The organism is Microbacterium sp., assembly GCF_035556355.1.
Taxonomy (GTDB): domain Bacteria; phylum Actinomycetota; class Actinomycetes; order Actinomycetales; family Microbacteriaceae; genus Microbacterium.
This window is the reverse complement of record NZ_DATMFG010000035.1, coordinates 1-24,904: the sequence shown is the minus strand read 5'-3', so window position 1 is coordinate 24,904 and position 24,904 is coordinate 1. Positions and strand designations below refer to the sequence as shown.

At 71.9% G+C, this 24,904-nt stretch carries 27 protein-coding genes; 7 read left to right on the top strand and 20 right to left on the bottom strand.

The window, feature by feature from the left end; translation table 11 throughout:
• Window positions 1–29: 29 nt before the first annotated feature.
• The 5 genes from VNR19_RS09720 to VNR19_RS09700 all read right to left on the bottom strand — a co-directional run bounded on the left by VNR19_RS09720 (window position 30) and on the right by VNR19_RS09700 (window position 4,100).
• Window positions 30–665 carry a response regulator transcription factor gene (locus VNR19_RS09720; RefSeq protein ID WP_325031498.1) on the bottom strand — a complete coding sequence of 212 codons (636 nt, stop codon included), beginning with the start codon at window positions 663–665 and terminating at the stop codon, window positions 30–32.
• Complete coding sequence (locus VNR19_RS09715; protein ID WP_325031499.1) at window positions 662–1,906, bottom strand: ATP-binding protein; 1,245 nt, start codon at window positions 1,904–1,906, stop codon at window positions 662–664. The genes VNR19_RS09720 and VNR19_RS09715 overlap by 4 nt, the downstream gene beginning before the upstream one ends.
• Window positions 1,907–1,930: 24 nt before the next feature.
• Window positions 1,931–2,791 (bottom strand): ABC transporter permease, encoded by an 861-nt coding sequence (locus tag VNR19_RS09710; protein WP_325031500.1) that lies wholly within the window; start codon window positions 2,789–2,791, stop codon window positions 1,931–1,933.
• The gene (locus VNR19_RS09705; protein WP_325726226.1) at window positions 2,788–3,681 is read right to left on the bottom strand and encodes an ABC transporter ATP-binding protein; all 894 of its coding nucleotides are present in this window, start codon (window positions 3,679–3,681) and stop codon (window positions 2,788–2,790) included. The genes VNR19_RS09710 and VNR19_RS09705 overlap by 4 nt, the downstream gene beginning before the upstream one ends.
• A gap of 95 nt (window positions 3,682–3,776) precedes the next feature.
• On the bottom strand, window positions 3,777–4,100 hold the full coding sequence (locus VNR19_RS09700; RefSeq protein WP_325031502.1) for a hypothetical protein: 324 nt from the start codon (window positions 4,098–4,100) through the stop codon (window positions 3,777–3,779).
• A 63-nt stretch (window positions 4,101–4,163) separates the two neighbouring features.
• On the opposite strand from VNR19_RS09700, the gene VNR19_RS09695 reads away from it, so the two are divergent.
• The 4 genes from VNR19_RS09695 to VNR19_RS09680 are packed head-to-tail and all read left to right on the top strand — an operon-like array spanning window position 4,164 to window position 6,501.
• Window positions 4,164–5,363 carry a pyridoxal phosphate-dependent aminotransferase gene (locus VNR19_RS09695; RefSeq protein ID WP_325031503.1) on the top strand — a complete coding sequence of 400 codons (1,200 nt, stop codon included), beginning with the start codon at window positions 4,164–4,166 and terminating at the stop codon, window positions 5,361–5,363.
• Between the two features lie 15 nt (window positions 5,364–5,378).
• Window positions 5,379–5,702 (top strand): hypothetical protein, encoded by a 324-nt coding sequence (locus VNR19_RS09690; RefSeq protein ID WP_325726224.1) that lies wholly within the window; start codon window positions 5,379–5,381, stop codon window positions 5,700–5,702.
• Window positions 5,699–5,848 carry a hypothetical protein gene (locus VNR19_RS09685; protein ID WP_325726223.1) on the top strand — a complete coding sequence of 50 codons (150 nt, stop codon included), beginning with the start codon at window positions 5,699–5,701 and terminating at the stop codon, window positions 5,846–5,848. Before VNR19_RS09690 ends, VNR19_RS09685 begins: the two co-directional genes overlap by 4 nt.
• Window positions 5,845–6,501, top strand: a complete 657-nt coding sequence (locus VNR19_RS09680; RefSeq protein ID WP_325726221.1) for an alpha/beta fold hydrolase — start codon at window positions 5,845–5,847, stop codon at window positions 6,499–6,501. The genes VNR19_RS09685 and VNR19_RS09680 overlap by 4 nt, the downstream gene beginning before the upstream one ends.
• 87 nt (window positions 6,502–6,588) lie before the next feature.
• On the opposite strand, the gene VNR19_RS09675 is transcribed toward VNR19_RS09680, so the two are convergent.
• The 3 genes from VNR19_RS09675 to VNR19_RS09665 all read right to left on the bottom strand — a co-directional run bounded on the left by VNR19_RS09675 (window position 6,589) and on the right by VNR19_RS09665 (window position 9,343).
• A complete protein-coding gene (locus VNR19_RS09675; protein ID WP_325726219.1) occupies window positions 6,589–7,233 on the bottom strand; it encodes a PepSY domain-containing protein in 645 nt (214 codons plus the stop codon).
• Between the two features lie 81 nt (window positions 7,234–7,314).
• On the bottom strand, window positions 7,315–8,643 hold the full coding sequence (locus tag VNR19_RS09670) for a sensor histidine kinase (RefSeq protein WP_414684147.1): 1,329 nt from the start codon (window positions 8,641–8,643) through the stop codon (window positions 7,315–7,317).
• 22 nt (window positions 8,644–8,665) lie between these two features.
• Window positions 8,666–9,343: a response regulator transcription factor gene (locus VNR19_RS09665; RefSeq protein WP_325726215.1), complete on the bottom strand. Its 678-nt coding sequence runs from the start codon at window positions 9,341–9,343 to the stop codon at window positions 8,666–8,668.
• Between the two features lie 218 nt (window positions 9,344–9,561).
• Between VNR19_RS09665 and VNR19_RS09660 the strand changes: the two genes are divergently transcribed.
• Entirely contained in the window at window positions 9,562–10,494 is a 933-nt protein-coding gene (locus VNR19_RS09660) for a hypothetical protein (protein ID WP_325726213.1), read from the top strand.
• 104 nt (window positions 10,495–10,598) lie between these two features.
• On the opposite strand, the gene VNR19_RS09655 is transcribed toward VNR19_RS09660, so the two are convergent.
• The 7 genes from VNR19_RS09655 to VNR19_RS09625 all read right to left on the bottom strand — a co-directional run bounded on the left by VNR19_RS09655 (window position 10,599) and on the right by VNR19_RS09625 (window position 18,032).
• Window positions 10,599–13,211, bottom strand: a complete 2,613-nt coding sequence (locus VNR19_RS09655; RefSeq protein ID WP_325726211.1) for a helix-turn-helix transcriptional regulator — start codon at window positions 13,209–13,211, stop codon at window positions 10,599–10,601.
• A 68-nt stretch (window positions 13,212–13,279) separates the two neighbouring features.
• Window positions 13,280–14,416: a UDP-N-acetylmuramate dehydrogenase gene (locus VNR19_RS09650; protein ID WP_325726209.1), complete on the bottom strand. Its 1,137-nt coding sequence runs from the start codon at window positions 14,414–14,416 to the stop codon at window positions 13,280–13,282.
• Window positions 14,417–14,419: 3 nt separating this feature from the next.
• Window positions 14,420–14,830: a MaoC family dehydratase gene (locus VNR19_RS09645; protein WP_325726207.1), complete on the bottom strand. Its 411-nt coding sequence runs from the start codon at window positions 14,828–14,830 to the stop codon at window positions 14,420–14,422.
• The gene (locus tag VNR19_RS09640; RefSeq protein ID WP_325033828.1) at window positions 14,827–15,273 is read right to left on the bottom strand and encodes a MaoC family dehydratase N-terminal domain-containing protein; all 447 of its coding nucleotides are present in this window, start codon (window positions 15,271–15,273) and stop codon (window positions 14,827–14,829) included. The genes VNR19_RS09645 and VNR19_RS09640 overlap by 4 nt, the downstream gene beginning before the upstream one ends.
• A 51-nt stretch (window positions 15,274–15,324) precedes the next feature.
• Window positions 15,325–16,143, bottom strand: coding sequence for a sulfite exporter TauE/SafE family protein (locus VNR19_RS09635; RefSeq protein WP_325033827.1), 819 nt, complete (start codon window positions 16,141–16,143; stop codon window positions 15,325–15,327).
• On the bottom strand, window positions 16,140–17,048 hold the full coding sequence (locus tag VNR19_RS09630) for a DUF2510 domain-containing protein (protein WP_325726204.1): 909 nt from the start codon (window positions 17,046–17,048) through the stop codon (window positions 16,140–16,142). The genes VNR19_RS09635 and VNR19_RS09630 overlap by 4 nt, the downstream gene beginning before the upstream one ends.
• A 96-nt stretch (window positions 17,049–17,144) precedes the next feature.
• Window positions 17,145–18,032 carry an SDR family oxidoreductase gene (locus tag VNR19_RS09625; RefSeq protein WP_325726202.1) on the bottom strand — a complete coding sequence of 296 codons (888 nt, stop codon included), beginning with the start codon at window positions 18,030–18,032 and terminating at the stop codon, window positions 17,145–17,147.
• A gap of 176 nt (window positions 18,033–18,208) precedes the next feature.
• Here VNR19_RS09625 and VNR19_RS09620 point away from each other — a divergent pair, with 176 nt between their 5' ends.
• Window positions 18,209–18,730: a CinA family protein gene (locus tag VNR19_RS09620; protein ID WP_325726200.1), complete on the top strand. Its 522-nt coding sequence runs from the start codon at window positions 18,209–18,211 to the stop codon at window positions 18,728–18,730.
• Between the two features lie 10 nt (window positions 18,731–18,740).
• Here the strand turns inward: VNR19_RS09620 and VNR19_RS09615 are convergent, their stop codons facing one another.
• Complete coding sequence (locus VNR19_RS09615; protein WP_325726198.1) at window positions 18,741–19,997, bottom strand: D-arabinono-1,4-lactone oxidase; 1,257 nt, start codon at window positions 19,995–19,997, stop codon at window positions 18,741–18,743.
• Window positions 19,998–20,070: 73 nt separating this feature from the next.
• On the opposite strand from VNR19_RS09615, the gene VNR19_RS09610 reads away from it, so the two are divergent.
• Window positions 20,071–20,496, top strand: a complete 426-nt coding sequence (locus tag VNR19_RS09610; protein ID WP_325726196.1) for a GIY-YIG nuclease family protein — start codon at window positions 20,071–20,073, stop codon at window positions 20,494–20,496.
• On the opposite strand, the gene VNR19_RS09605 is transcribed toward VNR19_RS09610, so the two are convergent.
• From VNR19_RS09605 to VNR19_RS09590, 4 genes are read right to left on the bottom strand one after another with little or no spacing between them, the layout of a single operon-like run.
• Entirely contained in the window at window positions 20,497–22,140 is a 1,644-nt protein-coding gene (locus tag VNR19_RS09605; RefSeq protein ID WP_325726194.1) for an alkaline phosphatase family protein, read from the bottom strand. It lies immediately after the preceding gene.
• Entirely contained in the window at window positions 22,137–22,889 is a 753-nt protein-coding gene (locus VNR19_RS09600) for a RibD family protein (protein WP_325033820.1), read from the bottom strand. Before VNR19_RS09600 ends, VNR19_RS09605 begins: the two co-directional genes overlap by 4 nt.
• A 4-nt stretch (window positions 22,890–22,893) precedes the next feature.
• The gene (locus VNR19_RS09595) at window positions 22,894–23,757 is read right to left on the bottom strand and encodes an SAM-dependent methyltransferase (RefSeq protein WP_325726193.1); all 864 of its coding nucleotides are present in this window, start codon (window positions 23,755–23,757) and stop codon (window positions 22,894–22,896) included.
• On the bottom strand, window positions 23,754–24,767 hold the full coding sequence (locus VNR19_RS09590; protein ID WP_325726191.1) for a glycosyltransferase family 4 protein: 1,014 nt from the start codon (window positions 24,765–24,767) through the stop codon (window positions 23,754–23,756). Before VNR19_RS09590 ends, VNR19_RS09595 begins: the two co-directional genes overlap by 4 nt.
• Window positions 24,768–24,904: the final 137 nt, after the last annotated feature.

The following is a 24,904-nucleotide window of genomic DNA, read 5'->3' as shown; positions in this document are numbered from 1 at the left end:
TGAGCGAGGAGCGCAGCGATCGGATGACGCTACGCGAGCAGACCGCGCTCCATCGCCAGCGTCACGGCGCGTGTGCGGTCGGCGACGCCGAGCTTGTCGAAGGTCTTCAGCAGGTGCGTCTTGACGGTCGACTCGCCGATCCCGAGCGCGACGGCGATCTGCTTGTTCGAGTGACCGGATGCCACGAGCCGCAGCACCTCGGTCTCACGGGCCGTCAGCACCGTCTCGGGCACCGCCGGCTGACGCATCCGCTCCACGAGCCGCACGGCGACCTGCGGCGACAGCGCCGACTGCCCCGCGGCGACCGACCGGATGCCGGCGACGATCTCCGCCTGCGGCGCCGCCTTCAGGAGATAGCCCGCCGCGCCGGCTTCGATCGCGGCGAGGATCTGGTCGTCGGACTCGTACGTCGTGAGGATCAGCACACGCGGTGCCGGCTCGCCCGCCTCACCCGCCGCGATGCGGGTCGTCGCGGCGACGCCGTCGACGCGCGGCATCCGCAGGTCCATCAGCACGACGTCGGGACGAGTGGCAGCGGCGAGGCGCACGGCCTCGTCGCCGTCGGAAGCCTCGGCGACGACCTCGAGCCCGGGCTCGTCCGACAGCAGTCCCGCGAGCCCTGCGCGCACGACGGGATGGTCGTCGGCGATCAGCAGACGGATCATCGGGGTCCTCCGGATCGTTCGGGCTCGGTCGCGGGCGCCTTCTCGGGCGCGACGCCCCCGGTCGTGCGCGTACCCGGAAGCCGCAGGCTCAACGTCGTTCCGCGCCCGACGGCGGACGACACGTCGAGCACTCCCTGCGCGATCGCCACGCGTTCGCGCATGCCCTCGAGGCCGAAGCCCATGGTCGACTGCGCGGGGTCGAAGCCGCGTCCGTCGTCGGTGACCGTGAGGGTCGCGGCGCCTGCGTCGTCGACCGTGACACGCACGTCGACATGCTCCGCCGCGGCGTGCTTGCCCACGTTCGACAGCGCCTCCTGCAGGCAGCGCAGCACGACGACCTGCGTCTCGCGGTCGAGCTCGCCGTCGACTCCGGACGCGTCGAGCACGATGTCGGCGGAGCTGTGCGCGCGGAAGCGGTCGACGAGGCGCTCCACGGCGGCGGCGAAGACCGGCTCGCTCGGGACGGCCGCCGTGCGGGCCACGAGCGCCCGGGCCTCCGCGAGAGCGTCGCGCGCGATCTGCTCGACCGTCGCGATGGTCGTGGCCGCGGCATCCGTCTGCCGGTCCCTCGATTGCCGACCCGCGCGCTCCGCGAGGAGGACGAGACCCGCGAGCGTCTGCGCGAGCGTGTCGTGGATGTCGCGCGCGAGCCGCTCCCGTTCGGCGGATGCCCCGCGCTCACGGCTCAGCGCCTCGACCTCGGCCTGCGCGGCGGTGAGCTCCGCAAGGAGGCGTGCGCGCTCCTCGCCGTACTCCGCGATGCTCGAGATCCACAGGCCCAGGGCGATCGCGAAGGCGAACGAGAAGCCCGCCGTCATGAGACCCGCGACGAACGCGCCCGCGTCGTCGCCGGCGATCGCGATCCCGGCCCAGATGGTGACCGCGACGACCGCGGAGCCGATGATCGCGCGGCGACGAGAGTCCCCCACGACCCACATGAGCGGGTAGGCGAGCGCCTGCAAGATCGCGAGGAAGCCCGTCGCGCCCGCTCCGACCGCGATCGCGAGGGAGCCCACGACGACGAAGACGGGGAAACGCCAGCGAGCCGGCACGCGGTCCTCGCCGGGTTCGCAGATCGCGGGCCGTGCGATCAGGAAGTACGCGGCCGCGAAGCCTGCGATCGACGCGAGTCCCACCGCCAGGCGCACCGGATCGTCCGGATTGAACCCGATCAGCAGGGCCGTCGCGATCACGACCGAACCGGCCGCGACCGCGACATCCCACCAACGACGCTTCAGCACTGCGCTCCCTCTGCCGCCCTCAGGTTACGCGTCGCGCCGGATCCACCGGAACGTCAGTCGCGAGAGGACGAGGCCCACGACGAGCCACACGGCGAGCGCGATCGCCACTCCGGCGAGGTTCCACTCGCCGTTCTGCTCGAGCGCCGCGAACCCGTCGGGCAGGAACGCGGCTCGCATGCCCTGCGCCATCCACTTGAGCGGGAAGAGGGCGGCGACGTTCTGCAGCCACTCCGGCAGCTGCGCGAACATGAGGTACACGCCCGAGACGAACTGCAGTGCGAGGGCGATCGGCACGACGACGGCGGTCGCGCTCTTGCCGGTCCGCGGCAGCGCCGAGAGCGCCACGCCGAGCAGCGCCGAAGCCGTGATCCCGAGGACGAACACCCATGCGAACGTCATCCACGCTTCGGGTTCGGTCGGCAGCCGCACTCCGAGCGCGAGCGCCGCGAACGCGAGCAGCAGCGTGGCCTGCATCACGCCGGTGAGCGCGACGAGCCCGATCTTGCCGATGAAGTAGCTGATGGGAGACAGCGGGGTGCCGCCGTACCGCTTCAACAGTCCGTCCGAGCGCTCGATCGCGATGTCGATCGCGAGGTTCTGGAAGCCCGACAGCAGCAATCCGGCCGCGAGCATGCCCGGCAGGTAGAGCTCCGCCATCGAGACGGGTGGGAGCCCCGGGGCGAGCACGACGTCCCCATCGGTGCCGAACGCGATGCTGAACAGCCCCAGCATGAAGATCGGGAACAGGAAGGTGAAGAACAGCGTGTCGCCCGAGCGGAAGTACTGCAGCAGCTCGAATCGGATGCGCTGAGCCCCCACGGCGAAGAGGTTGCGACGCGACAGCGACCGCGTGGTCGAGCCTGTCTGCTGCGCGATGGCGGTCATCGTGCCGCTCCCATCACGACTGCCGCGGCGAGCTCCGCGTCGTGTTCGGCTTCCTCGGCGACGAGCGCGAGGTAGATGTCTTCGAGGCTCGGCCGCACGATCTCGAGCTCGGCCGGGGCCCCGCCCAGTCGCGCGGCGAGCGCGGTCGCGAACTCGAACGGGTCCTCCGCACGCTGGTGCCGATGCACGCCGTCCTCGACCCATTTCACGACCGGCACACGCGCGTGCTCACCGCCGAAGCCGTCGACGGGCCCTGTCGCGCGCACCCGCCCGTTCGCGATGACCGCGACGCGGTCGGCGAGCTGAGCCGCCTCGTCGAGGTAGTGGGTCGTGAGCAGGATCGTCGTGCCCTCGGCCTTGAGCGAGCGGATGAGGTCCCAGAACTCGCGCCGTGCGTGGGGATCGAAACCGGTCGTGGGCTCGTCGAGGAACAGCAGCTCGGGGCGCCCGATGATGCCCATCGCGACGTCGACGCGGCGCTGCTGGCCGCCGGAGAGCTTGGAGACGCGCGTCTTCGCCTGGTCCTCGAGGCCGATCGCGGCGATCACCTCGTCGACGTCGCGGGGGTTCGGGTAGAACCCGGCGAACTCCCGCAGCTGCTCGCGCACCGTGACCGGTCCGGTCGCGGCCGTCGTCTGCAGCACGATGCCGATGCGCGCCTTCCAGTCGAGGCCCCCGTCGCCCGGGTCGATGCCGAGCACCGTGGCCTCGCCGCCTGACCGGCGACGGTAGCCCTCGAGGATCTCGACGACGGTCGACTTGCCGGCGCCGTTCGGACCGAGGATCGCGAACGTCTCACCCCGCTCGATGTCGAACGAGACGTCGTCGACGACCGTCCGGTTTCCGTACACCTTGCGCAGGTTCCGCACCCGCACCGCGTTGGTTTCCATGACTCCACGATCGCGCCGCGCGCGGGTGCGCCCCAGCGGTCATCAGTGGGAGACGGCATCCTCCATTCGGTGGATGCCGGGCTCGCCCGGACGGCTCAGTACTCGACGATGCGCGCGGGGACGGGTGCGGCCTCGGCCGCGGCATCCGCCCTCGCGTTCCGCTGGCCCCGGATGCCGCCGGCCAACGCCCACGCGAGCAGCCACACGCCCGACACCCCCATGAGCGTGTAGGAGACGCGCATCGCCGTCTCGACGTCGAGCAGCAGAAGGAGGCTGCCCAGCGACAGCAGACTCCCGACGATCGCACCGACCGCGCCGACGATGGTCACGACACAGCCCTTGGCGAGCCACCACGTGATGCCGCCCGCGATGACCAGGACGATGGCGAAGGCGATCGCGCTCCAGATCCACGCTCCCACGCGCTCACCGTACCGCGTCGAGCGGCCCTCCGAAACCGCGATGTCGCGACTACGCTCGTACGCGTGACCGAACGCGCTCCCCTGTCTCGCAAGCTGTCCGCGATCGCCGAGTCTGCGACGCTCAAGGTCGATGCCAAGGCCAAGGCGCTCCAGGCGGCCGGGCGCCCCGTCATCTCGTACGCGGCGGGCGAGCCCGACTTCGCGACGCCGGGGCACATCGTCGATGCGGCGGCCGAGGCGCTGCACGATCCCGCGAACTTCCGCTACACGCCTGCGGCCGGTCTCCCTGTCCTGCGCGAGGCGATCGCCGCCAAGACGCTGCGCGACTCGGGCCTCGAGGTCGAGCCGTCGCGCATCATCGTGACGAACGGCGGCAAGCAGGCCGTGTACCAGGCGTTCCAGGCGGTCGTGAACCCCGGCGACGAGGTTCTGCTGCCGGCCCCGTACTGGACGACGTACCCCGAGGCGATCCGCCTCGCCGACGGCATCCCCGTCGAGGTCTTCGCGGGCGCCGACCAGGAGTACAAGGTCACGGTCGAGCAGCTCGAAGCAGCCCGCACCGAACGCACGACGGCGCTCGTGTTCGTGTCGCCGTCGAACCCGACCGGGTCGGTCTACTCGTACGAGGAGACGCGCGCGATCGGCGAGTGGGCCGTCGAGCACGGCATCTGGATCATCTCGGACGAGATCTACCAGAACCTCGTCTACGAAGGAGTGCGGGCGGTCTCGATCGTCGAGGCCGTGCCGGATGCGGCGAACCAGACGATCCTCGTCAACGGCGTCGCCAAGACGTACGCGATGACCGGGTGGCGCCTCGGCTGGATGGTCGGTCCCGCCGACGCGATCAAGATCGCCGCGAACCTGCAGTCGCATCTGTGCAGCAACGTCAACAACATCGCCCAGCGCGCAGCGCTCGCGGCGCTCACCGGGCCGCAGGACGAGGTCGAGCACATGCGTCAGGCGTTCGACCGCCGCCGCCGCGTGATCGTCGACGAGCTGTCGAAGATCGAGGGTGTGACGGTCCCGAGGCCGCTCGGCGCGTTCTACGTGTACCCCGACGTCACGGGACTCCTCGGTCGCGAGTGGCGCGGCAAGCGGGTCGAGACGTCGCTCGAGCTCGCCGACCTCATCCTCGACGAGGCCGAGGTCGCGGTCGTCCCGGGCGAGGCCTTCGGGCCCTCGGGATACGTGCGGATGTCGTACGCGCTCGGCGACGATGCGCTGCTCGAAGGGGTCCGCCGCCTCCAGGACCTCTTCGCCTGACACTCCGCTGCCCCGGTGGCGCTGTCGACGCTGTACCGGTACTCGCTCGAGGCGCTGCTCGCCGACGAGCTCATGCTCGCGTTCCACCTCTCCGGCTCAGAGGTGCTCGGAGCCTACGTGCGCGACAAGGGCCCCGCCCGGTACGCGCAGCGGATGGACTGGCTCGTCAACCACCTGACCGAGCTGCGCGACGCCGGACTCGTCCGTCAGGACGTCGATCCGGCGGAAGCCGCCGGAGTGCTGGGCGTCTTCGCCATCGGCCTGGTCAACGCGGCCGCCGCGATCGGGTCCCTCTCCCCGAGCGCCTGCGGGCGACGGTCGACACGTTCAGCGACATGATCGCCGCCGGCTGGGAGACCCGCCCCCACGCCGCGACGGCGGAGCGGAGCATCCGCGACGCCCACCTGCGCCTCATCGACGCTCTCGACCGGCAGATCGCGGAGCTCGAGAACGAACGCGCACGACCCGGAGGGGGACGGACATGAGCGTCTTCGACGCATACGACGACGTCACGCTGGGCGGCGGCCCCGTTCGTGTGTACCGCGCGGGGACCGCGACCGGCACCCCCGTGATCCTCCTGCACGGGGCGATGTACGACACGGCTCCCCTGCTGTGGCGCGACGTCATGCCCAGACTCTCGTCCGACCGCGACGTGATCGCGATCGACCTCCCCCGCCACGGCGGGTCGCGCCCCTGGACGGGCATCGTGGATCAGCCCCGGCTGGAAGACGTGCTCGTCGATCTGCTCGACCACGTCGGAGGGGAGCAGGCGGACCTCGTCGGCCTCTCGATGGGCGGCGGCGTGGCTCTCGGGTTCGCCCTCCACCACCCGGATCGCGTGCGCCGGCTGGTCGTCGCCGCGCCGGGTGGCATCGACGACGTGCGCCCGTGGCAGTTCACGACATGGCTGTTCCTGCAATCGACGCTGCTGCTGCGCTGGACCGCCGCATGGCTGGCGGCCTCGCCGAAGACCCTGCGCAGCTCGATGATCCGGGCACTCGCCGCCGGCGACCGCACGCCCGGGTTCGACGAGATCATGCAGCTCGTCCAGACCGAGGCCGACGCCAAGCGGCGCCACCGTGAGCGCGCGCTGGACGACTGGCAGATCACGTCGTACGGCCGCGCCGCATGCGCCTGAACTTCCTGCCCGAACTGCCCGGCCTGACGGTTCCGTCGCTGTGGCTCCGTGGGGCACGGGCCGCGGCTGGGGGCGCGAGCCCTGGGGTCAGTCTGCGCGGATGACGGTGAACGACGCGTCGAGATCGACGTCGACGTCGTCGCCGCCGTCGAACTCGATCTCGACCTCATAGACGTGGTCGGCGTCATCGCTGAGCTCCACGCTCACGACGCGGCCCGCCCCGACGTAGGCGAGGGCGGCAGCGGATGCCGCGTGCACGCGCGCCGCGTCCGTGAGCAGCTCGTCGTCGTCATCCCGGTCGTCGAAGTCGTCGTCGCGACCACGCCGGTCGCGACGGTCGCGGTCGCCGCCGCGGTCGTCCGGAGTCACCGAGACCACCTGGAACGCCGCGTCGAGCTTGACCTCGGCCACGCCGCCCGCGTCGAGCAGGATGTCGATCTCGTACGCGTGGGTCGCGTCGTCGTCGATTTCGGCTTCGATCACCGTGCCGGGTCCCGCCGCGTCGAGCGCGGCCTGGATCGCGCGGTCGATGTCGGCGGCCGCGACGCGGTCGTGGTCGAAGCTCGCCGAGGGGGACGGCGAGGGCGAGTCGGAGGCGGGGGTCGACGTGCCCGCGAGGCTCGTGGCGGGGGTCGGCGCCGAACCGGCCGCGAAGGCGATGGCCGCGCCGCCGGTCAGGACCGCGGCCCCCGCGATGGCCGCCGCGGTGAATCCGATCGTGCGCTTGTTCATGGTGTCCTCCTCTGTCGAGGTCTCCACGATCTCGCGGCGATGCTGAAGCCAGCCTGAAGCGTCCTGAAACGGGGATCGCGGTCAGTCCGCGGGTGCGAGCGGCAGGCGCAGCTCGGCCCTCGCGCCGCCGAACGGAGACTCGACGATGCGGGCCCCGCCGCCGTGGCGCACGGCGATCTCGCGCACGATCGCGAGGCCGAGCCCGCTTCCGCCCGCATCGCGCGAGCGGGCGTCGTCGAGCCGCACGAACCGCTCGAAGACGCGCTCGCGCTGATCGGCGGGAACGCCGGGACCGTCGTCGTCCACCGTGACGAGCGCCATGCCGTCGGCGACCTCCGAGGCGAGCACCACGCGCGCGGACGCATGCCGCGCGGCATTGTCGACGAGGTTGCGCAAGGCCTGGCGCACGAGGCCGGCGTCGGCGTGCACGCGCACAGGGCGGACGGCCGAGGCATCCGTCTCGACCTTCCCCAGCGCCCGCAGACGCTGCGCCTCCGCGTAGAGCACGTCGTCGAGGTCGACGTCGACCGCCGTGATCGTCAGGGCGTGCTCGTCGGCGCGCGCGAGCACGAGCATGCCCTGCACCAGCCGTTCGAGGCGCTGTCCCTCGTCGAGGACGGTCTCGGTGAGCTCGCTCGCGGTCACGCGATCGGGGTGCGCGGCGGCGACCTCGGCGTACTGGCGCAGCACGGCGAGGGGCGACTTGAGCTCGTGCGACGCATCCGAGATGAATCGTCGCTGCGCGCGCTGGGAGTCCTCGAGTCGCGCGAGCATGTCGTTGAGCGTGTGCGCGAGCCTGCCCAGCTCGTCGCCTGTGCGGGGATCCTCGACGCGCTGCGACAGGTCGCTCGCCGTGACGGCGTCGACCTGGCGGCGCATGCGCTCGACCGGTGCGAGCGCGCGGCCGACAGCGACCCACGTCGTGATGCCGACGATGAGCGCGATGAGCGGCACCGCGATCGTCAGGAGGGTCGCGACCGAGCCCAGCGTCTCCTCGATCGTCGTCGTCGAGCGGCCGGCGACGACGATGGCGTCGCCGCTCTCACGCTCGGCCGCCACCGCGAACACCCCGTCGTCGCCGAGGGAGACGAACGGCGGGACGTTCCCCTCGCGATCGGCGATCGGGCTCAGGTCTTCGAGGAGGTCGCTCGCCGCGACGATCGAGCCGCTGTCGCGGTCGATGAGCTGCCAGAATCGGTCGTCGTCGACCTCCGGCAGCGCTTCGGGGCCGACGTCGTCCGCCTGTGCGGCGAACGCGGCCGCGTCCTGACGCGTGGCGAGGTCGAGCTGCCCGTAGAGCGATGACCGCAGGGTCAGCCAGAAGCCGATCGCCCCGATGACGAGCGCGAGGGCGACCGCGCCCACGCTGACCGCCGTGATGCGGGTGCGGATGCCGGCGCGCCGGCGCATCCGCTTCGGCGCGTTCTCCGCCTCAGCCACCGTCGTCGCCGATCACGTAGCCCGCGCCCCGCACGGTGCGGATCGACGTGCGTCCGAACGGGCGGTCGACCTTCGCACGGAGGTGCCCGATGTAGACCTCCACGATGTTCGGATCGCCGTCGAACGCGAAGTCCCACACGCCCGCGAGGATCTGCGACTTCGAGACGACCTCGCCCGCGCGGCGCAGCAGGAACTCGAGCACCGCGAACTCGCGGGTCGTGAGGTCGACCGAGGCACCGGCGCGCGTGACGGTCCTGCGCGCCGGGTCGAGCACGAGGTCGCCGGCGGAGAGCGTCGCCGGTCGCGCCGTGGCACCGCGTCGCACGAGTGCGCGCAGGCGTGCGAGCAGCACCGCGAACGAGAACGGCTTGGTGAGATAGTCGTCGGCCCCGGTGTCGAGGCCCTCGACCTCGTCCCACTCGCCGTCCTTCGCGGTGAGCATGAGCACGGGCGTCCAGTTCTCCTCGTCGCGGAGCGTGCGGCACACGGCGTAGCCGCTCATGCCGGGGAGCATGATGTCGAGCACGATCGCCGCGTATTCGTTCTCGCGCGCGTACCAGAGCCCCTCGACGCCGTTGTGGGCGACATCGACGGCGAAGCCCTCCGCCTCCAGGCCGCGCCTGATCCCGTCGGCGAGGCGGACCTCGTCGTCGACGACCAGCACGCGCATGCCTCCATCGTGGCGGATCGCGCCTGAAGCGCACCTGAAGCGCGCGGTTCGAGCCGACGCGCCGTGACCCGTCCCCCTCCCCTACGGGGCGCTCCGCGAACCGGGGATGCACCCAATTCGCGACTGTCCACCCCCAGACAGACCACCCGCGACGTGGGGCCCCGCTGAACCGGCGGATCGTGAAGTCAACGCAACAGATCCGAAAAGGGGGAAGAGAAATGCGCAAGACGATGATGCCGGCGGCCGGAGTGGCCCTCCTGCTGATGGGAGTCCTGACGGTCGGAGCAGCCGCCCCGGCATCCGCCGCAGAGCCCCCGATGCCCGCCGACGCGCCCGTCGCCGCGGAAGCGACGACCCGCTACGAAGAGACGTCGTGGCTCACCGCCGCACCTGCCGGTGACGGCTGGGAAGTCATCGAGACCCGTACCGTGATCGACCGCCCGGGAGTGCCGGGCGAATATGAGGAGACCGGTTGGGTCACGGAGGCACCGGAGGACGGCCGCAGCTGGACCCGGATCGCGGACCGCTACGTCGTGGACGTGCCGGCGCAGCCCGAGCAGGGCGAGCCGACCATGTGGATCGAGAACCCCGAGTACGTGCCCGAGCACACGGTCGAGGTGTTCGACCACTGGCAGCGGTACAGCTGGACCGGCGCCCCGCTGACCGCGGATGAAGAGCCGGCCTGGCCCGGCGCGGACTGGCAGGCGAACACCGAGGGCGACCCGCACGGCGTGGGCGTCGAGGGCGCCTACTACCGCAGCAACGGCAACTCGGGGAACTGCGACTGGTTCTACCTCGAGGCGGTCAACCGCACAGAGACGGTGCCGGCTCAGGGTGAGCCGATGATCGAGGTGCCCAACCCCGACTACCGCCCGGCGGTTCCGGAGCAGGGGCACACCGAATTCCGCTTCGCCTACACGGTGGATCCGGTCGAGGAGCTCACCCACGTGGAGTACCGCTACGGCCGCTACGTGACGATCGACCCGGTCCCCGCGGAGCAGGTCCCCGTGGAGCAGACTCCCGCGACCGAGACGCAGACGCTCGCCGTGACCGGTGCCGACGGACAGATGGGCCTGCTCCTCGGAGCCGGCCTGCTCGTGGCCCTCGGTGCGGGACTCGTGGCGGTGCGCCGGTTCGCCGACGTCGGCTGACGCCGAGTGCGGTCGTCGCACCATGACCGCTCGTCAGGGGTCGGACCTTCGGGTCCGGCCCCTGATCGGCGTTTCCGAGGATCGGGCGGATGACGGCTTGCGCATCAGCCGCGGAACACCCGCGCCACTTCGGAGCGATCCGTGGCACCCAGCTTGCGGAGGATCCTGTTGAGGTGGTTCTCCACCGTCTTCGGAGTGATGCCGAGGGTGCGCGCGATCTCCGTGTTCGACATGCCGTGGGCTACGAGGCTTCCCACCTGCTGCTCGCGCGGCGACAGCTGCCGCGTGGGTGCGAGGGCGCCGAGCAGCGGATCGGGGTCGACGCCCTTGGCGTGAAGCTGCCGCACCATCGCATCCGAGACCGCGCGGGAGTCGGGACCTGCATCCGATGCGCGGAGTCGGCGGATCGAGTGCCCTGCTGCCCTCACGCCCAGCGAGACGAGGCCGGAGTCGATCAGGCGCTCGCCGAGTCGTGCTCCCGCGACCGGGTCGGGGTCGACGGCCGCCTCGGCCACGGTGACGACGGCGTCCAGAATCCCGGCGGGTCGTCGGCCGACCGCTCGACGCAGCAGCGAGACACGGTCCGGGTCCGGACTCAGGTCCAGTGCGACACCGCCGAGCAGAACCGCGGAGACGAGCAGTCCCCGGTCGAGATAGCCCAGGACCGCCTCCCACAGGTGGTCCGCCGCCTCGGCGTCGTCATCCGCGAGAGCCAGGTCCGCGCGAGTCATCGCCCAGGCCGGCAGCGGCAGCGTGCTGGAACTCGCTGCCGACCGGAGGTATCGGTAATACGACGCGTCGGGAACGGTCAGGCCATCTCGAGCGGCGAGGACGGCCGCGAGCCCGAGCAGCGAGTCCGCATAGTGCCGTTGCACCGACGACGTCAGTCCGGTCGACAGCACGTTCCCCAGCATGACTCGCAGCTCGTTCATCCGACCGCCGAAGATGAGCGCGCTCGCCGCCACGTACGCGTGCCCGTAGACCCCTTCCGGGTCGAGCGCGTCGCGGGCCTCTTCCATGCGCCGACGGCTCCACGCGAGCGCCTCCTCCACCTCTCCGGCCGTCAGGTGCAGCATGCCCCGGACCACGTCGCGCGTTCGCATCATGTCCGGATCGGTCCACTCTCCGCCCGCGAGCGCGGCGCGCGCTTCCGGCACCTCGCCCGCGGCGACGTGCCTCGCGGCGGACACGGCCGCAGAGAACTGGCGGGTATCCGTGCGCCCGCCATCGATCGCCCGCGGTTCCGGAAGCCGGTCGAGCGTGAGGGTGAGGTAGTCCTCGACCGCGTGCAGCACTTCGGCCCACGGACCGACCTCGCCGGCCGCGCGCTCCAGCAGTGCGCGGGCTTCGGCGAGGTCGCCGGCAGCGTGCGCGAGAACGAGCGCGTGCCAGCGGTACAGGTCGGCCATCTGCGCCTGATCGCTCGTGGGACGGGTCTGCGCCACCACCGTGAGCATCGTCTCGACCTCGGCGTTGCTCACCAGGAGCGCGCGGAGGTACGCAGCCGCCGTCCCAGGCGCGGGGTTGCGCTCCCACTCGCGTCGCCGCAGCAGAAGCTGCCTGTGCCAGTGCTCGCGCATGAGACGGACGTGCACCGTGTCGGACTGCTCGGCGACCTCCGGGTCGCGATGCCTGCGCTCGAACCGCGGTTCGTCCGGTGCGGCGTCGCCGGGCCTGAACCAGGGGGCGGTCACCGCGGGCGGCAGGAGGGTCGTCGCACCGGGCTTCGAGGCCTCGGACGGGTCGAGGAGGGCGGCCATCCGGGCGTTGAAGTGCAAGCTGCGTGCGCCGAGCGGCGGACGCCGATAGCGTTCCTCGACGAGAGGCGGGTAGATCCCGAGCACGACGTCGTCCCCGCGCGGGACGAACCGGAGCAGGCCGCATGCGTCGAGTTCTTCCAGCGCCTCCCAGCCCACCAGCTCCGCGGCGATCGACACCGAGACCGTCCCGGCCAGCGCGAGCATCTGCAGCGCTTCGAGCGCGGGTTCTCCGAGATCGGCGATGAGCGTCTGCACGACTCGGGTGAGTCCCGGGGTCCACAGGTCCGCACCGGCGACCCACACGCCGTCGACCAGCTGGATGCGACCGGTGTGGCGCGCGGCGGTCGCCACGGAGACGATCAGGTTCGGCAGACCGCCGGAGAGGGCATCGATGCGCGCCACCGTGTCGGGCTCGATCTCTCCGGGCAGGATGTCGGCGAGGATCGCGAGGACCTCGACGAAGTCGAGCGGCGGGATGTCGATCACGACTCCGGGTCGGATCGAGGAGCGCAGGGTCACCGGCGCCTGCCGGTATGCGGGCCGCGGGCGCGACGTCGTGAGCACCGGGAACGGCTGCTGACCGTGTGCGGCCGCGATCGCCCCCGCGGAGGTGACGTCGAGGTCGTCGGCGTCGTCGACCACGAGCACCGTTCGGCCCCCCGCCAGCGCGGAACGCAGGCGCTCCACCGTCGCCGAGACGGGGGACTCCGGTCGCTGGGCCGGGCGTCGAACCAGTTCCGCGAGCGCGAGAGCCTCGAGCGGCCGGTCGGCGAGTGCGGCCACCCCGCGCACCTGCACCACATCCCAGCCGAACTCGACCAGCGCCGAGCTCACCGACGTCACGAGCGTGCTGCGCCCCGAGCCGGGCTGGCCGAGCAGGTCGACGCTGATACCCGACGTCAGCAGATCTGCCGTCGCGTCGCGAAGACCGGCGAAGAATGTGGTCGCCTTCGCCATTCCGCCCCTCCCACGGGCGCCCCCGCGCCGCCGGTACCGTCAGGATGCCACGCGCCGCAGGCCGTTGCCTACAACTCCACGCCCACCAGCACGGGCTCAGGCTGCAGGATGAGGCCGAACTCCGAATGCACGCGCCCCTGGATGAAGCGCGCGAGCTCGGCGAGCTCGGCCGCCGTGCCCTGACCGCGATTGGTGAGGGCGAGCGCGTGCTTCGTCGAGATCGCGGCGCGCGAGCGGGGCAGCTTGAAGCCTTTGCGGATGCCGGAGTGCTCGATGAGCCACGCGGCACTGACCTTGACGGCGGGATCGTGCACCGCCGGTGGCGGCACGTACCCGTCGAACGAGTCGAGCGGGATCACGAGGAACTTGTCGGGATCGGGCTCGAGCGGCCAGCGCGGGCATTCGGGCGGGAGGGTCCGCGCGAAGGACGCGGACACGATCGCGTTCTGGAAGAACGAGCCCGCGCTGTAGGTGTCGGGGTCGTTCGGGTCGAGCACCATCCCCTTGCGCCGGCGCGTCTCGAGCACGTGGCCGCGGACCCACGCGAGGGATGCCCCGGTGCCTTCGTCGAGGCCCAGCGCGGAGCGCAGCTGCTCCCCCTCGATCGGGCGCTCCGCGTGGCCGATCTCCTCGAGCTCGAGCGTCACCGACAGGATGACGGCGGTGCGCGCGGGCGCGGATCCGTAGTGGTGCTTCAGCACCGACGTGCGGAAGCCGAGTCCGAGCTCGGATGCCGGGACGACGACGGGCTCGGCGGCGCCCTCGTCGAGCAGCTCGACCTCGACGAGCGTCTGCACGATCTCCTGCCCGTACGCGCCGATGTTCTGCACGGGCGCGGCGCCGACCGTGCCGGGGATCCCCGACATCGCCTCTATGCCGGCGAGCCCCTCGCGCACGGCGTACGCCACGAGGTCGTCCCAGTCGTGGCCCGCCTGCACCGTGAGCCTCGCGAAGCCGGGCCGCGGTGACGGCATCCGCTCGATGCCCTGGGTCAGCACGCGTACGACCGTGCCCTCGAACGGCCCGTCGCCCATGAACAGGTTGGACCCGCCGCCCAGGACGAGCCACGCGCCGTCTTCGGTCCACGCCTCGTGCAGCGCCGCGACGAGCTCGCCCTTCGTGCGGGCGTCGATCATCCGCGTGGGCGTGCCGCCGGTGCGCAGCGTGGTCAGCTGCGCGAGCGGGATGGGAGTGACGTCGGGCATGGGCTACGCGGCGAGCGGGCGCACGCGCACCTGGGCCTTGCCGAGCACGGTAACCTCGCCGTGCGTCACGGTGAGGTCGATTCGCACGGCGTCGTCCGCGATCGCACCGACCTTGGCGACGACCATGAGCGTCGCGCCCTCTTCGGCGTCGACGACGACCGGACGTGTGAAGCGCACGCCGTACTCGAGGATGCGGCCGGAGTCGCCCAGCCACGGCACGATCGTCTCGACCGCGAGGCCCATCGTGAGCATGCCGTGCGCGAGGACGCCCGGCAGGCCGACCTCGGCGGCGATGTCGTCGCGGTAGTGGATGGGGTTGAAGTCGCCGGACGCCCCGGCGTACCGCACGAGCGACTCGCGCGTGAGGTGCACGTCGCGCTGGGCGACGACGTCGCCCACGATCAGCTCGCTCATTCGTCACCTCCGACCAGCAGCACCGAGGTGGCGGTCACGACGTGACCGCCCGCGGCATCCGTGATCTCTGCTTCGCTCGTGACCATCGCGTTGCCGCCGACCGAGCGGATGCCGGTGACCGACAGCGTCGCGGTCAGCTCGTCGCCCGCCACGATCGGGCGGGAGTAGCGGAAGCGCTGCTCGGCGTGCAGCACGCGCGACAGCTCGATGCCCGAGTCGGGCTCCGCGAGCAGCTGCTGGAGGGTCTGGTCCTGGATGACCATCGCGAAGGTCGGCGGTGCGACGACGTCGGGATAGCCGAGAGCCCTCGCCGCGCTCGGGTCGGTGTGCTGCGGATCATCGGCGAACACGGCGCGCGCGAACTCACGCACCTTCTCGCGGCCGACGAGGTAGGGCGCGGTCGGAGGGAAGACGCGCCCGACGAGCTCGGGGTTCACTGGCACCATGACATCCTACTGAGCCGCACCTGGGGGCCTCGGGCCGATGCGGATGCCTCAGCCGTTCCGGCCGCGCAGCTGCCGCTGCACGCGGATCGCCTTGAGCGCCATCTGCACCGCGACCACCACGAGGAACGCGGCGAACAGGATGTTCCCGACGAACGGGTCGATGAGCGTCGCGATCCACGCGCCGAGCGCCGTCGTCGTGCACGCGGCCACACCCACGCACAGCGCCGCGACGATGTCGACGTTCCTGCGCCGCAGGTTGCCGACCGTGCCCGAGATCGCGGTGGGGATCATCATGAGCAGCGACGTGCCCTTCGCAACGAGGTCGCTCGTGCCGAACAGCAGCAGCAGCGCGGGCACGACGATCACGCCGCCGCCCACGCCCAACAGCCCCGAGAGCACACCCGTGACGACGCCGAGGGCCGCGAGGCCGAGTCCCGTCCACAAGGTGAGCTCGAGCTGCGCGTCGCGCGACGGGATCACGACGAAGAGACTCACGATCACGACGGCGAGGAAGGCGACGAAGCCCCAACGCAGCACGACCTGCGAAAGCCGATGGAGCAGCCACGTGCCGATCTGCGCGCCGATCACCGCTCCTGCGGCGAGGATGATCGCCGGGATCCACGCCACCGCCCCGTGCACGGCGTACGAGATGACGCCTACGGCCGCCGTCGGGACGATCGCGGCGAGCGACGTGCCGGCGGCCAGACGCTGGTCGAAGTGCAGGAACAGCACGAGCAGCGGCACGATGACGGTCCCACCGCCGACGCCGAACAGACCCGACAGGAGCCCTGCCGCGAGGCCCGTGCCGATGCACGCGGCGAAGAAGCCCACCGACCTGCGCGGGTGGGTGCCCTCCGCGGCGGTCACTCCTCGGTCCTGGCTCCGTCGATCAGCCAATCCGAGCCGCTCTCGACGAGCGTGTAGACGTAGTGGTCCTCGAGCGGGATCGGCACATCGGCCGGCTCGCCGGTCTCATCGAGGAGGCTCTCGTAGTGCTCGGTCGTCGAGACGATGATCGAGCCGTCCTCGTGTGCGATGTCCGTCACGGTGATCTCGTAGCCCTGCACGGATGAGCCGAAGTCGGCTGATGCGAGCTCGAAGTCCTCGCACGTCGCAAGCCCGATGTTCTCGCGGAACGACTCGGTCGTCGCGGCGACGAACATGTCGCAGTCGCTCGCCGACCACGCGTCGTCGTACAGCTCCACCGTCGCGACGGCGGCGGTCTCATCCTCGCCGGACGGGCCGACGCCGGACGAGCTGCTGATCATGAGCGTGAGCGGGATGATCACGGCAGCCGCGGCGACGAGCAGGAGCAGGACGATGCCGATCACGAGCCAGGCGATCCACGTCTTCGACTTCTTCGGCTCCGTCGCCGCGATGAAGCCTCCGGTCTGTCCCGGCGCGCCGACGTAGCCGCCGGGGTACGTGGACTGCGGGTAGCCCGGTCCGCCGGTGACGGGATACGTCACGGGAGCGGCGCCCTGCGCGCCCGGCGGGGGCGGCGGCACGGGCGGATACCCGACGGGCACCGCGGGCTGCTCCTGCGCGGGCGCCGCCGTCGCCGCCTCGAGCTGCTCGAGGGACTCGACGACCTCGACCTCTTCGACGACCGGCTTGTCGCCGATCGGTGCGGCCACTTCGGTCGACGCGGATGCCGCGGGCGCGGCATCCGGTGCCGGAAGCGGCTGCGCATGCTCCGTCCAGCGCGTGCCGTCCCACCAGCGCAGCGCGCCGTGTCCGTCGTCGTACCAGCCTGGTGGGGTCGTCGCCATGACGGCAACCCTACTCCGTGGCCTGACACCGGAGCATCCGCCGGATGCTCCGCGGGCGCTTCGTCTCGCCTTCGGCCCGTTCAGCGCCGGGTCGTCTCACAGCCCCTTGCCGCCTGTCACCGGCAGCACGGCGCCCGACGTGTAGGTGGCGGCGTCCGACGCGAGATAGACGTACGCGCCGGCGAGCTCGGCGGGCTGCCCCGCACGGCCGAGGGGCGTGTCCTGGCCGAACTCCTCGATCCACTCGGGGTCGCCGCCGGTCGCGGGGATGAGCGGCGTCCAGATCGGACCGGGCGCCACGGCGTTGACACGGATGCCCTTCTCGCCGAGCTGCTCGGCGAGCGCCTTCACGAAGGCGACCTGTGCGGCCTTCGTCATCGCGTAGTCGATCAGGTGCGGCGACGGGTCGAACGCCTGGATGGACGCCGTGACGATGATCGACGAGCCCGGCTCGAGGTGCGGGACTGCGGCACGAGCGGTCCACAGCATGCCGTAGAGGTTCGTGCGGAAGACCCGGTCGAACTCCTCGGTCGTGAGGTCGCCGAGCGACTCGCGATCCTTCTGGTAGGCGGCGTTGAGCACGACGATGTCGAGGCCCCCGAGCTCCGCGATGGTGCGGTCGACGATGCCGGTCGCGAACCCCTCGTCGCGGATGTCGCCCGCGAAGCTGCGGCCGCGGCATCCGGCCTTCTCGATCCAGCCGACCGTCTCGTCGGCGTCTTCCTGCTCTTCGGGCATGTGGACGATCGCGACGTCGGCGCCCTCGCGCGCGAACGCGATCGCGACGGCGCGGCCGATGCCCGAGTCGCCGCCCGTGATGAGCGCACGGCGACCGCGCAGCCTGTCGGATCCGCGGTACGACTCCTCGCCGTGGTCGGGAGTGGGCCGCGTCTGGTCGGTCGTGCCCGGCTGCTCCTGCTCCTGCGGGGCGAACCCGTCGTCGGGCTGGGAGTGGCGCGGGTCCGCGCCCGGGGAATCGGTCATGACTGTCTCCTTCGTGACGAATGTGCGCCACGGTACGCGTCGTGCCCGATGTCTCCCAGGCGCTTGACACGGATGCGCCGGGCTGTCGACCTTCCCCGCACACGGGGGCCCGCCCGTGCCGCGGGCCGTTTGTCAACCCCCAGGGCGGATCGCGACGGCGGCGTATCGTTTCGACGATGGAGGACTCTGACGTGGGCGCGAATGCGGGGACGAATGTGACCGAGTCCGACCAGGGGGGCATCGATTGGGTCGTGCTGCTGGCGGACATCGCGCTGGCCGGCGGCGTGCGGGTCGCGGTCGCGGAGTCGTTGACGAGCGGGCTCGTCGCGAGCGCGATCGGTGCGGGGCCCGAAGCCGAGGACTGGTTCGCCGGCGGGGTCGTCGCGTACCAGTCGAGCGTCAAGGAGGGGCTGCTGGGCGTCGAGCCCGGCCTCGACCCCGTGTCGGGTGAATGCGCGGAGCAGCTCGCGGTCGGAGTGCTGCGGGCGATGAAGGCCGACGTCGCCGTCTCGACGACGGGCGTGGGCGGACCCGACCCCCAGGACGGTCATCCGCCCGGGACCGTCTACATCGGGTGGGCCATGGACGGGTCGCACGGCCACCGTGCGCTGCGGCTGAACGGCGACCCCGAGCACATCCTGTCGCAGACCGTGACCGAGGCGGTGCGGCTGCTGCTCGACGCATCCGTCAAGCTCTGACCCGCTCCCCCTAGAGACCGATCGCCTCGAGGAAGCCGTTGACGAAGACCCGGCGCGGGTCGAGACGGTCACGCAGGCCCGCGAAGCGCGCCCACTCCGGGTAGAGGCCGGGCAGGCGCGAGGCCGCGGTCGTGTCGAAGAGCTTGCCCCAGTGCGGTCGCACGTCGAAGGGGGCGAGGGCCGACTCGAGCTCGGGCAGGAATGCCTCCACCTCGTGTTGCAGCGGCTTCCACGTGAAGTGCAGGGCGACACTGTCGCGACCGCTCGACGGCGCGAGCCATTGCGTGTCGGCCGCCACCGTGCGCAGCTCGCACACTTGCAGGAGCGGCGCGATGCGCGCCGCGAGCCCGCGCAGCACCTCGATCGCCGCGACGCCCACGGTGCGCGGCACGAGGTACTCCGACTGCAGCTCGTCGCCCGCCGACGGGGTGAACTCGAGCCGGAAATGCGGCAGACGCGCGAGCCACGGGCCGGGCACGCCGCCTTGCGTCGTGCACGGCTCTTCGCTCACACCGGGGAGCGGATGCAGCGGCTTCCCCGCCGGTGAGACGCCCAGCTCATCCGGCAGTCCGGGGCCGGGCCGGCCGGGGCGGTCCTTCACCCAGATCTGGTCGACGCGGTCGGGGTCCTGCCACGTCGTGAACAGCGACACGCTGTAGGCAGCCGCGGTGACGGCGTCGTATCGTTCGAGCACGCGGTCGAGCGCGGCATCCGGATACACCGTCTGCGCGACGTCGAACGTCGGCTCGACGCGAAGCTCGAGCGCCGTCGAGACGCCGAGCGCACCGAGCGCGACCACCGCGCCGCCGAAGTCGGCATCGTCCCGCGCGAGGCGATGCACGTCGCCGTCGGAGCCGACGAACTCCACGGCCTCGACCGCCTCGGCGAGCGACGCGTTGCGGTCGCCCGATCCGTGCGTGCCCGTGCTGACGGCTCCCGCGAGCGAGATGTGCGGCAGCGACGCGAGGTTCTCGAGCGCCCACCCTCGCTCCTGGAGCCACCGCGCGAGCTCGCCGTAGCGCATGCCCGCGGGGGCGCGCACGAGGGCGTGCTCGGAGTCCAGCTCGGGCTCGCCGCCGAGCGCAGCCGTCGAGACGAGGACGCCGTCGGTGTCGGCGATGCGGTTGAACGAGTGTCTCGAGCCGAGCGCCTTGACCCGAGGGGCGGATGCCACGACCCGCCGCAGCTCGTCGATCGTCGCCGGCGCGACGAGCTCGCGCGCGCTGTAGGTGAGGTTGCCCGCCCAGTTGGCGCCGGCTGCGGTCACGGTCGTCTCCCTCGTGGTTTGCCCTCCGAGACCGTATCGCGCCCGCGTCGGAGGTCGGTCGTACTCTTCGGGCATGGCGATGCGCCGAGAGATGCCGGGCCCGTGCGTGCTGTGCGGCGCGACGCGCGGCGAGCGCCGCGCCGGGCGCTGGTCGTGCGCGGTGTGCGGCTGGCGCGTGGGCGATGTGCCGGATGCGGATCTGCCGCTCCCCCGCATCGACGTCGTCTATTACATCCGGTACGCCGACCGCATCAAGATCGGCACGTCGTCGCAGCCCCGCCGGCGCCTCGGTGCGATCTGGCACGACGAGCTGCTGGCGTTCGAGCGCGGCGGGCGCGCCGTCGAGCAGGAGCGGCACCGCCGCTTCGCGCACCTGCGCGAGGGCGGCGAGTGGTTCCGGGCCGACGACGAGCTGCTCGAACACGTGCGGTCGATCTCGGCCAAGGCCTCGCCGTGGGACGCGTACGCGCGCTGGCTCAGCGAGGCGCTTCGCGGTTGATCAGCGCGCAACGCTGAGCGCTTCGAAGAAGCGGTCGCGGAACTCGTCCATGCGCCAGACAGGAGCCGTGGCATCCGGATGCAGCCCGTCCTCCCATCCCCACGCGGCGATCGCCTCGAGCACCGCGGGGTCCTTCGCGATCACGTGTACCGGCACGTCGTGGTCGGCGTCCTCACCGCTCACGATCGCGTTCGGCTGGTGGTCGCCCAGCACGATGACCACCAGCTCCGGGTCGTCGACGCGCTCGACGAACGAGAACAGCGACCCGAGGGAGTACTCGATCGAATCTGCATAGAACCGCCGCACGGTCGCCGGGCTCTCCCACACCTCCGCCGCGTTTCTGCTCGCGCCTATCTGCCTGTCGAAGATCGCGTCGCGCTCGAGCTCGCCCCACTCGACGAGCGACGGCAGCGGGGCCCATGGCGAGTGCGACGACACGAGATCGATCTCGGCCATGACGGGCGGATGCTCCCCCGCCAGCTCGCGGTCGGCGAACCGCTTGAGCGTGTACTGGTCGGGCACGCGCGCGTACCCGAACTTCGGCCCGCGGTAGCCGAGGTTCCTCGTGTCGTAGAGTGCGTCGAACCCGTAGAACTCCCGGCCCTCGTTCCACGCACGGATGTTCGACGGCACGACACCGACCGTGCGCCACCCGGCTTGCCGGAACGCACGGCTCAATGTGAGCCGGTCGCTTCGCAGCACCGCGGCGTAGTCGGCCTGCGTGTCGACCCACAGCCCGCTCTGCAGCGTCGCGTGCGCGAGCCAGCTCACACCGCCGAAGGTGGGCGACGTCAGCCACGCGCTGCGCATCTCGTATCCGTCGTCGGCGAGTGCGGACTCGCCCTCGCGAAGCACCTCGACGACGCCGCGCGAGACCGGGGTGCCGTGCAGTGCCGCCTTGCCGTAGCTCTCGACGAACACGAGGAGGACGTCCTTCCCACGCAGCGCGGTCAGCAGGCGTGATGACGGGACATCCGCGAAGTCGTCGTCTGAGATGCGTCGCGCGAGGTCCGCCTGGGCGCGCAGGGTCGCCTCGGTGCGTGCGGCAGCGGATCCGATCGAATCAGCGGATGCCGCGGCCGCCACCTGCCCCGCACCGCCGACCGGCACCGCCACGAGCGCCGCGACGATCCACGCGGCCGTCACCGTCGCGAGCGCGGTGCGTCCGCGGCGCGGGCGGCGGCGGAGCGCCGCATCCGTCGTCATCGCCGCCCACGCGAGCGTCGCGCCGGTGCCGACGAGCACGACGACGATCGCCACGACGACCGCGGATGCCGCGAGCTCGCCGATCGAGTCGACGAGCACGCCGTACGCGTCGCCGAGCTGCGGCCAGTCGATGAGCACGAAGCGCGCCCCGACCGCCGCCCGGTAGCCGCTGTCGATCGCGGCGAGCGCGATGGCGGCCACGACGAACGCCCCGAAGAGCGCCGCGACGATCCACCGCAGCGCGCGCCACGGAGTGAGCGCGAGCACGAGCAGCGCCACGAGGGACTCGGCCGGCATGCGCACGAGTCCGAGCGGCGTGCCGTGCTCGACGAATCCCGGCACGAGCGGCACGACGACGAGCACCGCGATCGCGACCCCGAGCCCCAGACGCCCCCGCGTGCCGAGAGCGCCCGTGTCCGCTCGCGGGATCGGGATCATGGCATCCGGTAGGGAACGGGCCTCCACCCGGCCTCGGGCAGCGACCGCTCGCCGTCGAGCATTCCGACGCGATCCGACAGCGCGTATCGCAGCAGCACGACGTCGCCGATCTGCGCGCTGCCCGCGAGACGGGCGCGACGCGAGGCGGTCCACGGGAAAGAGCCGGCACCGAAGGCGCGCGGGGCGCGCGGCTCTCCGACGAAGAAGGGCGCGATCACGAGGTGCAGCTCATCGGCGAGGTCTTCCTCGAGGAACTGCGTCAGCACGGTGCCGCCGCCTTCGACCATGAGGCTGCGGATGCCCTGCGCGCTCGCGAGGTCGTCGAGCACGGCCGCCATCGTGACCTGCTCGCCGACCCCCACGACCGTCGCGCGGTCGCCGAGCACGTCGCGCAGCGACTCCACCAGGCCGTCCGGGCAGTAGACGATGCGCGGCGACTCGCCCGTCGTGAAGAAGTGCGCGTCGGGCGGCAGGTCGCCGGTCGAGGTCACGGTGATCTTGGCGGGCGACCACGGCTTGCCTTCCGCGACGCGCCGCGCGCGACGGTCGGGGTCGCGCACGAGCAGTCGCGGGTTGTCGCGCCGCACGGTCGAGGCGCCGACCATGATGGCGTCGTTCTGCGAGCGGACCTCGTCGACGCGGTCGAGGTCCGAGGCGTTCGACATGGCGAGCCGCTGCGGCGCGGTGCTGTCGAGGCATCCGTCGATCGACATCGCGCAGCTGAGGGTGACGTACGGTCGCTCGCTCATGTCGCTATCCTCCCCCGTACGCGCCCCCGGTCCCAGGGGGTTGCGGCGGCCAGGCGAGAAGGTCCTCGTGCGAGACCGTCACGCGCAGCCGTCCGACGGCGTTCTGCGCGAGGCGGGCGCGCCGCAGCTCGTCGGCAGGTCGGGCGAGGTCGGGCCGCTGCTCGACGGCGGCGGTCAGCCATCCGTCCAGCCACTGCGCGATGAGAGGGCCGTCGGATGCGTCGAGCCGCCAGGGCGTCGACGCGCGCCGCACGCTCCACCCGGCCGCCTCGAACAGGGCGGCGACGAGGGGCACCGCGTGCGGTCCGAGCAGCCGGCGCCCGGCGGTCTCGCGTCGCTGGTGATCGTTGAACGCGGCGGCGAGGTCACCCTCGATGCCGCTCGTGCGCGGGAGATGCGGCTCGATGCGCACGCCGCCCGTCACGGTCAGGCTGAACAGCGCGGGCGTGTGCGCGTGGACGCATGCGGCGACGATGTTCGCGGCCTCTTCGACGGTGATGACGTCGAGCAGGGCGGATGCGGTGACCGCCGACGCACCGTGGAACGCGTCGAGCGGGAGCGACGTCAGATCCTCGACGGTCGCCTCGGCGACGACGGGGTTCCCGTGGGCATCGGTCGTCTCCGAGAGGTCGACGTGGTTGAGGATGCCTTCGTCGCCGTCGCGCAGGACCCACCGCTGGGGACCGCCGAGGCGCGGCGCGAGCCAGCGGGTCATCGCGCCTGTGCCCGCGCCGAGGTCGTGCACGACGAGCGGGCCGGACGGAAGCATCCGCGCCAACTGCTCGGCGAGTCCGACCGAGCGGGACCGGTCGTCAGCTGATGCTCGCTGGGCGAGCCAGTCGGGAGCAGCGACCGAGATCGAGGTCATGCGGCCTCCAAGACGTCGGCGATGGTGGCGAGGGTGTCATCCCACGTCGGCAGGTGCTCGCGCGCACGGAGCGCTTCCGCCCGAAGGCGCTCGCGCAGCCCGGGTTCGGTCATCCACGACGTGAGCGCGTGCGCGAGCGCGTCGGGGTCGTCCGGGCGGACGAGGATCGCCCCGCCGCCCACCACCGTGTCGGGGATGCCGCCGACGGCGGTGCCCACGACGGGCATGCCTCGCGCGCGCGCGTCCGCGATCGCCATGCCTGCGCTCTCCACACGCGACGGCGCCACGAGCAGCGCGCTGCGACGGTAGGCGTCGGCGAGGGCGTCGCCGACGAGCACGCCGGGCAGGCGGACCCGTCCGTCGAAGTCCCCCGCTCGCTGCGCGATCCTCTCGGCGAACCCGCGATACGAGTCGGTCGAACCTGCGATCGTGCACGTCCAGTCCTTCGTGGGCAACCGGTCGAGCGCTTCGAGCAGCAGGTCCTGGCCCTTGTGCGGCGCGACGACGCCGACGCACAGCAGCGCCGTGTCGTGCTCCGGCTCGGGGGAGTCGGCCGCTCGCACGCCGGGCGCGGCCACCGTGATGCGATCGACGTCGGCGAGACCACGCTGCGCCACCTCTTCGCCGGTCCAGCGACCCGTCACGATCACGCGGTGCGCGTGGCGCAGCATCCGTCTCTCCGCCTCGATCTGCGCCTCGGTCGCATCGGGGAATGCCGCCACGAGCATGTGCGCGAGCACCACGACCCGCAGCCGCTCCCCTGCGGCTTCGACCTCGGGGGCCGCCCAGCCGGCCGCGAGCCCGTCGACGAGCACGAGTGTTCCGTCGGGAGCGGAACGGAGAGCGGATGCCACGCCCGCGCTGTCCGCGCATTCGACGGTCGACACCGTCCAGCCGCGGTCGCGGAGGCCGTCGCGCACCTCGCGGTCGTACACGTTGCCGCCGCTCACCCGGGCCGGGTCGTCGATGCCCTTGGGGACGACGAACCAGACGACGGGCGGTGGGGTCACGACAGCTCGACCTCGTACGACGCCCACGCGATGTGCGACTCGTGCAATGTCACGGTGATGCCGGTGAGGGGCGCGCCGCCGAGACCGCCGCCCCGCGCGTGCTCGGCGAGCCGGTCGCCGATGATCTGGCACAGGCG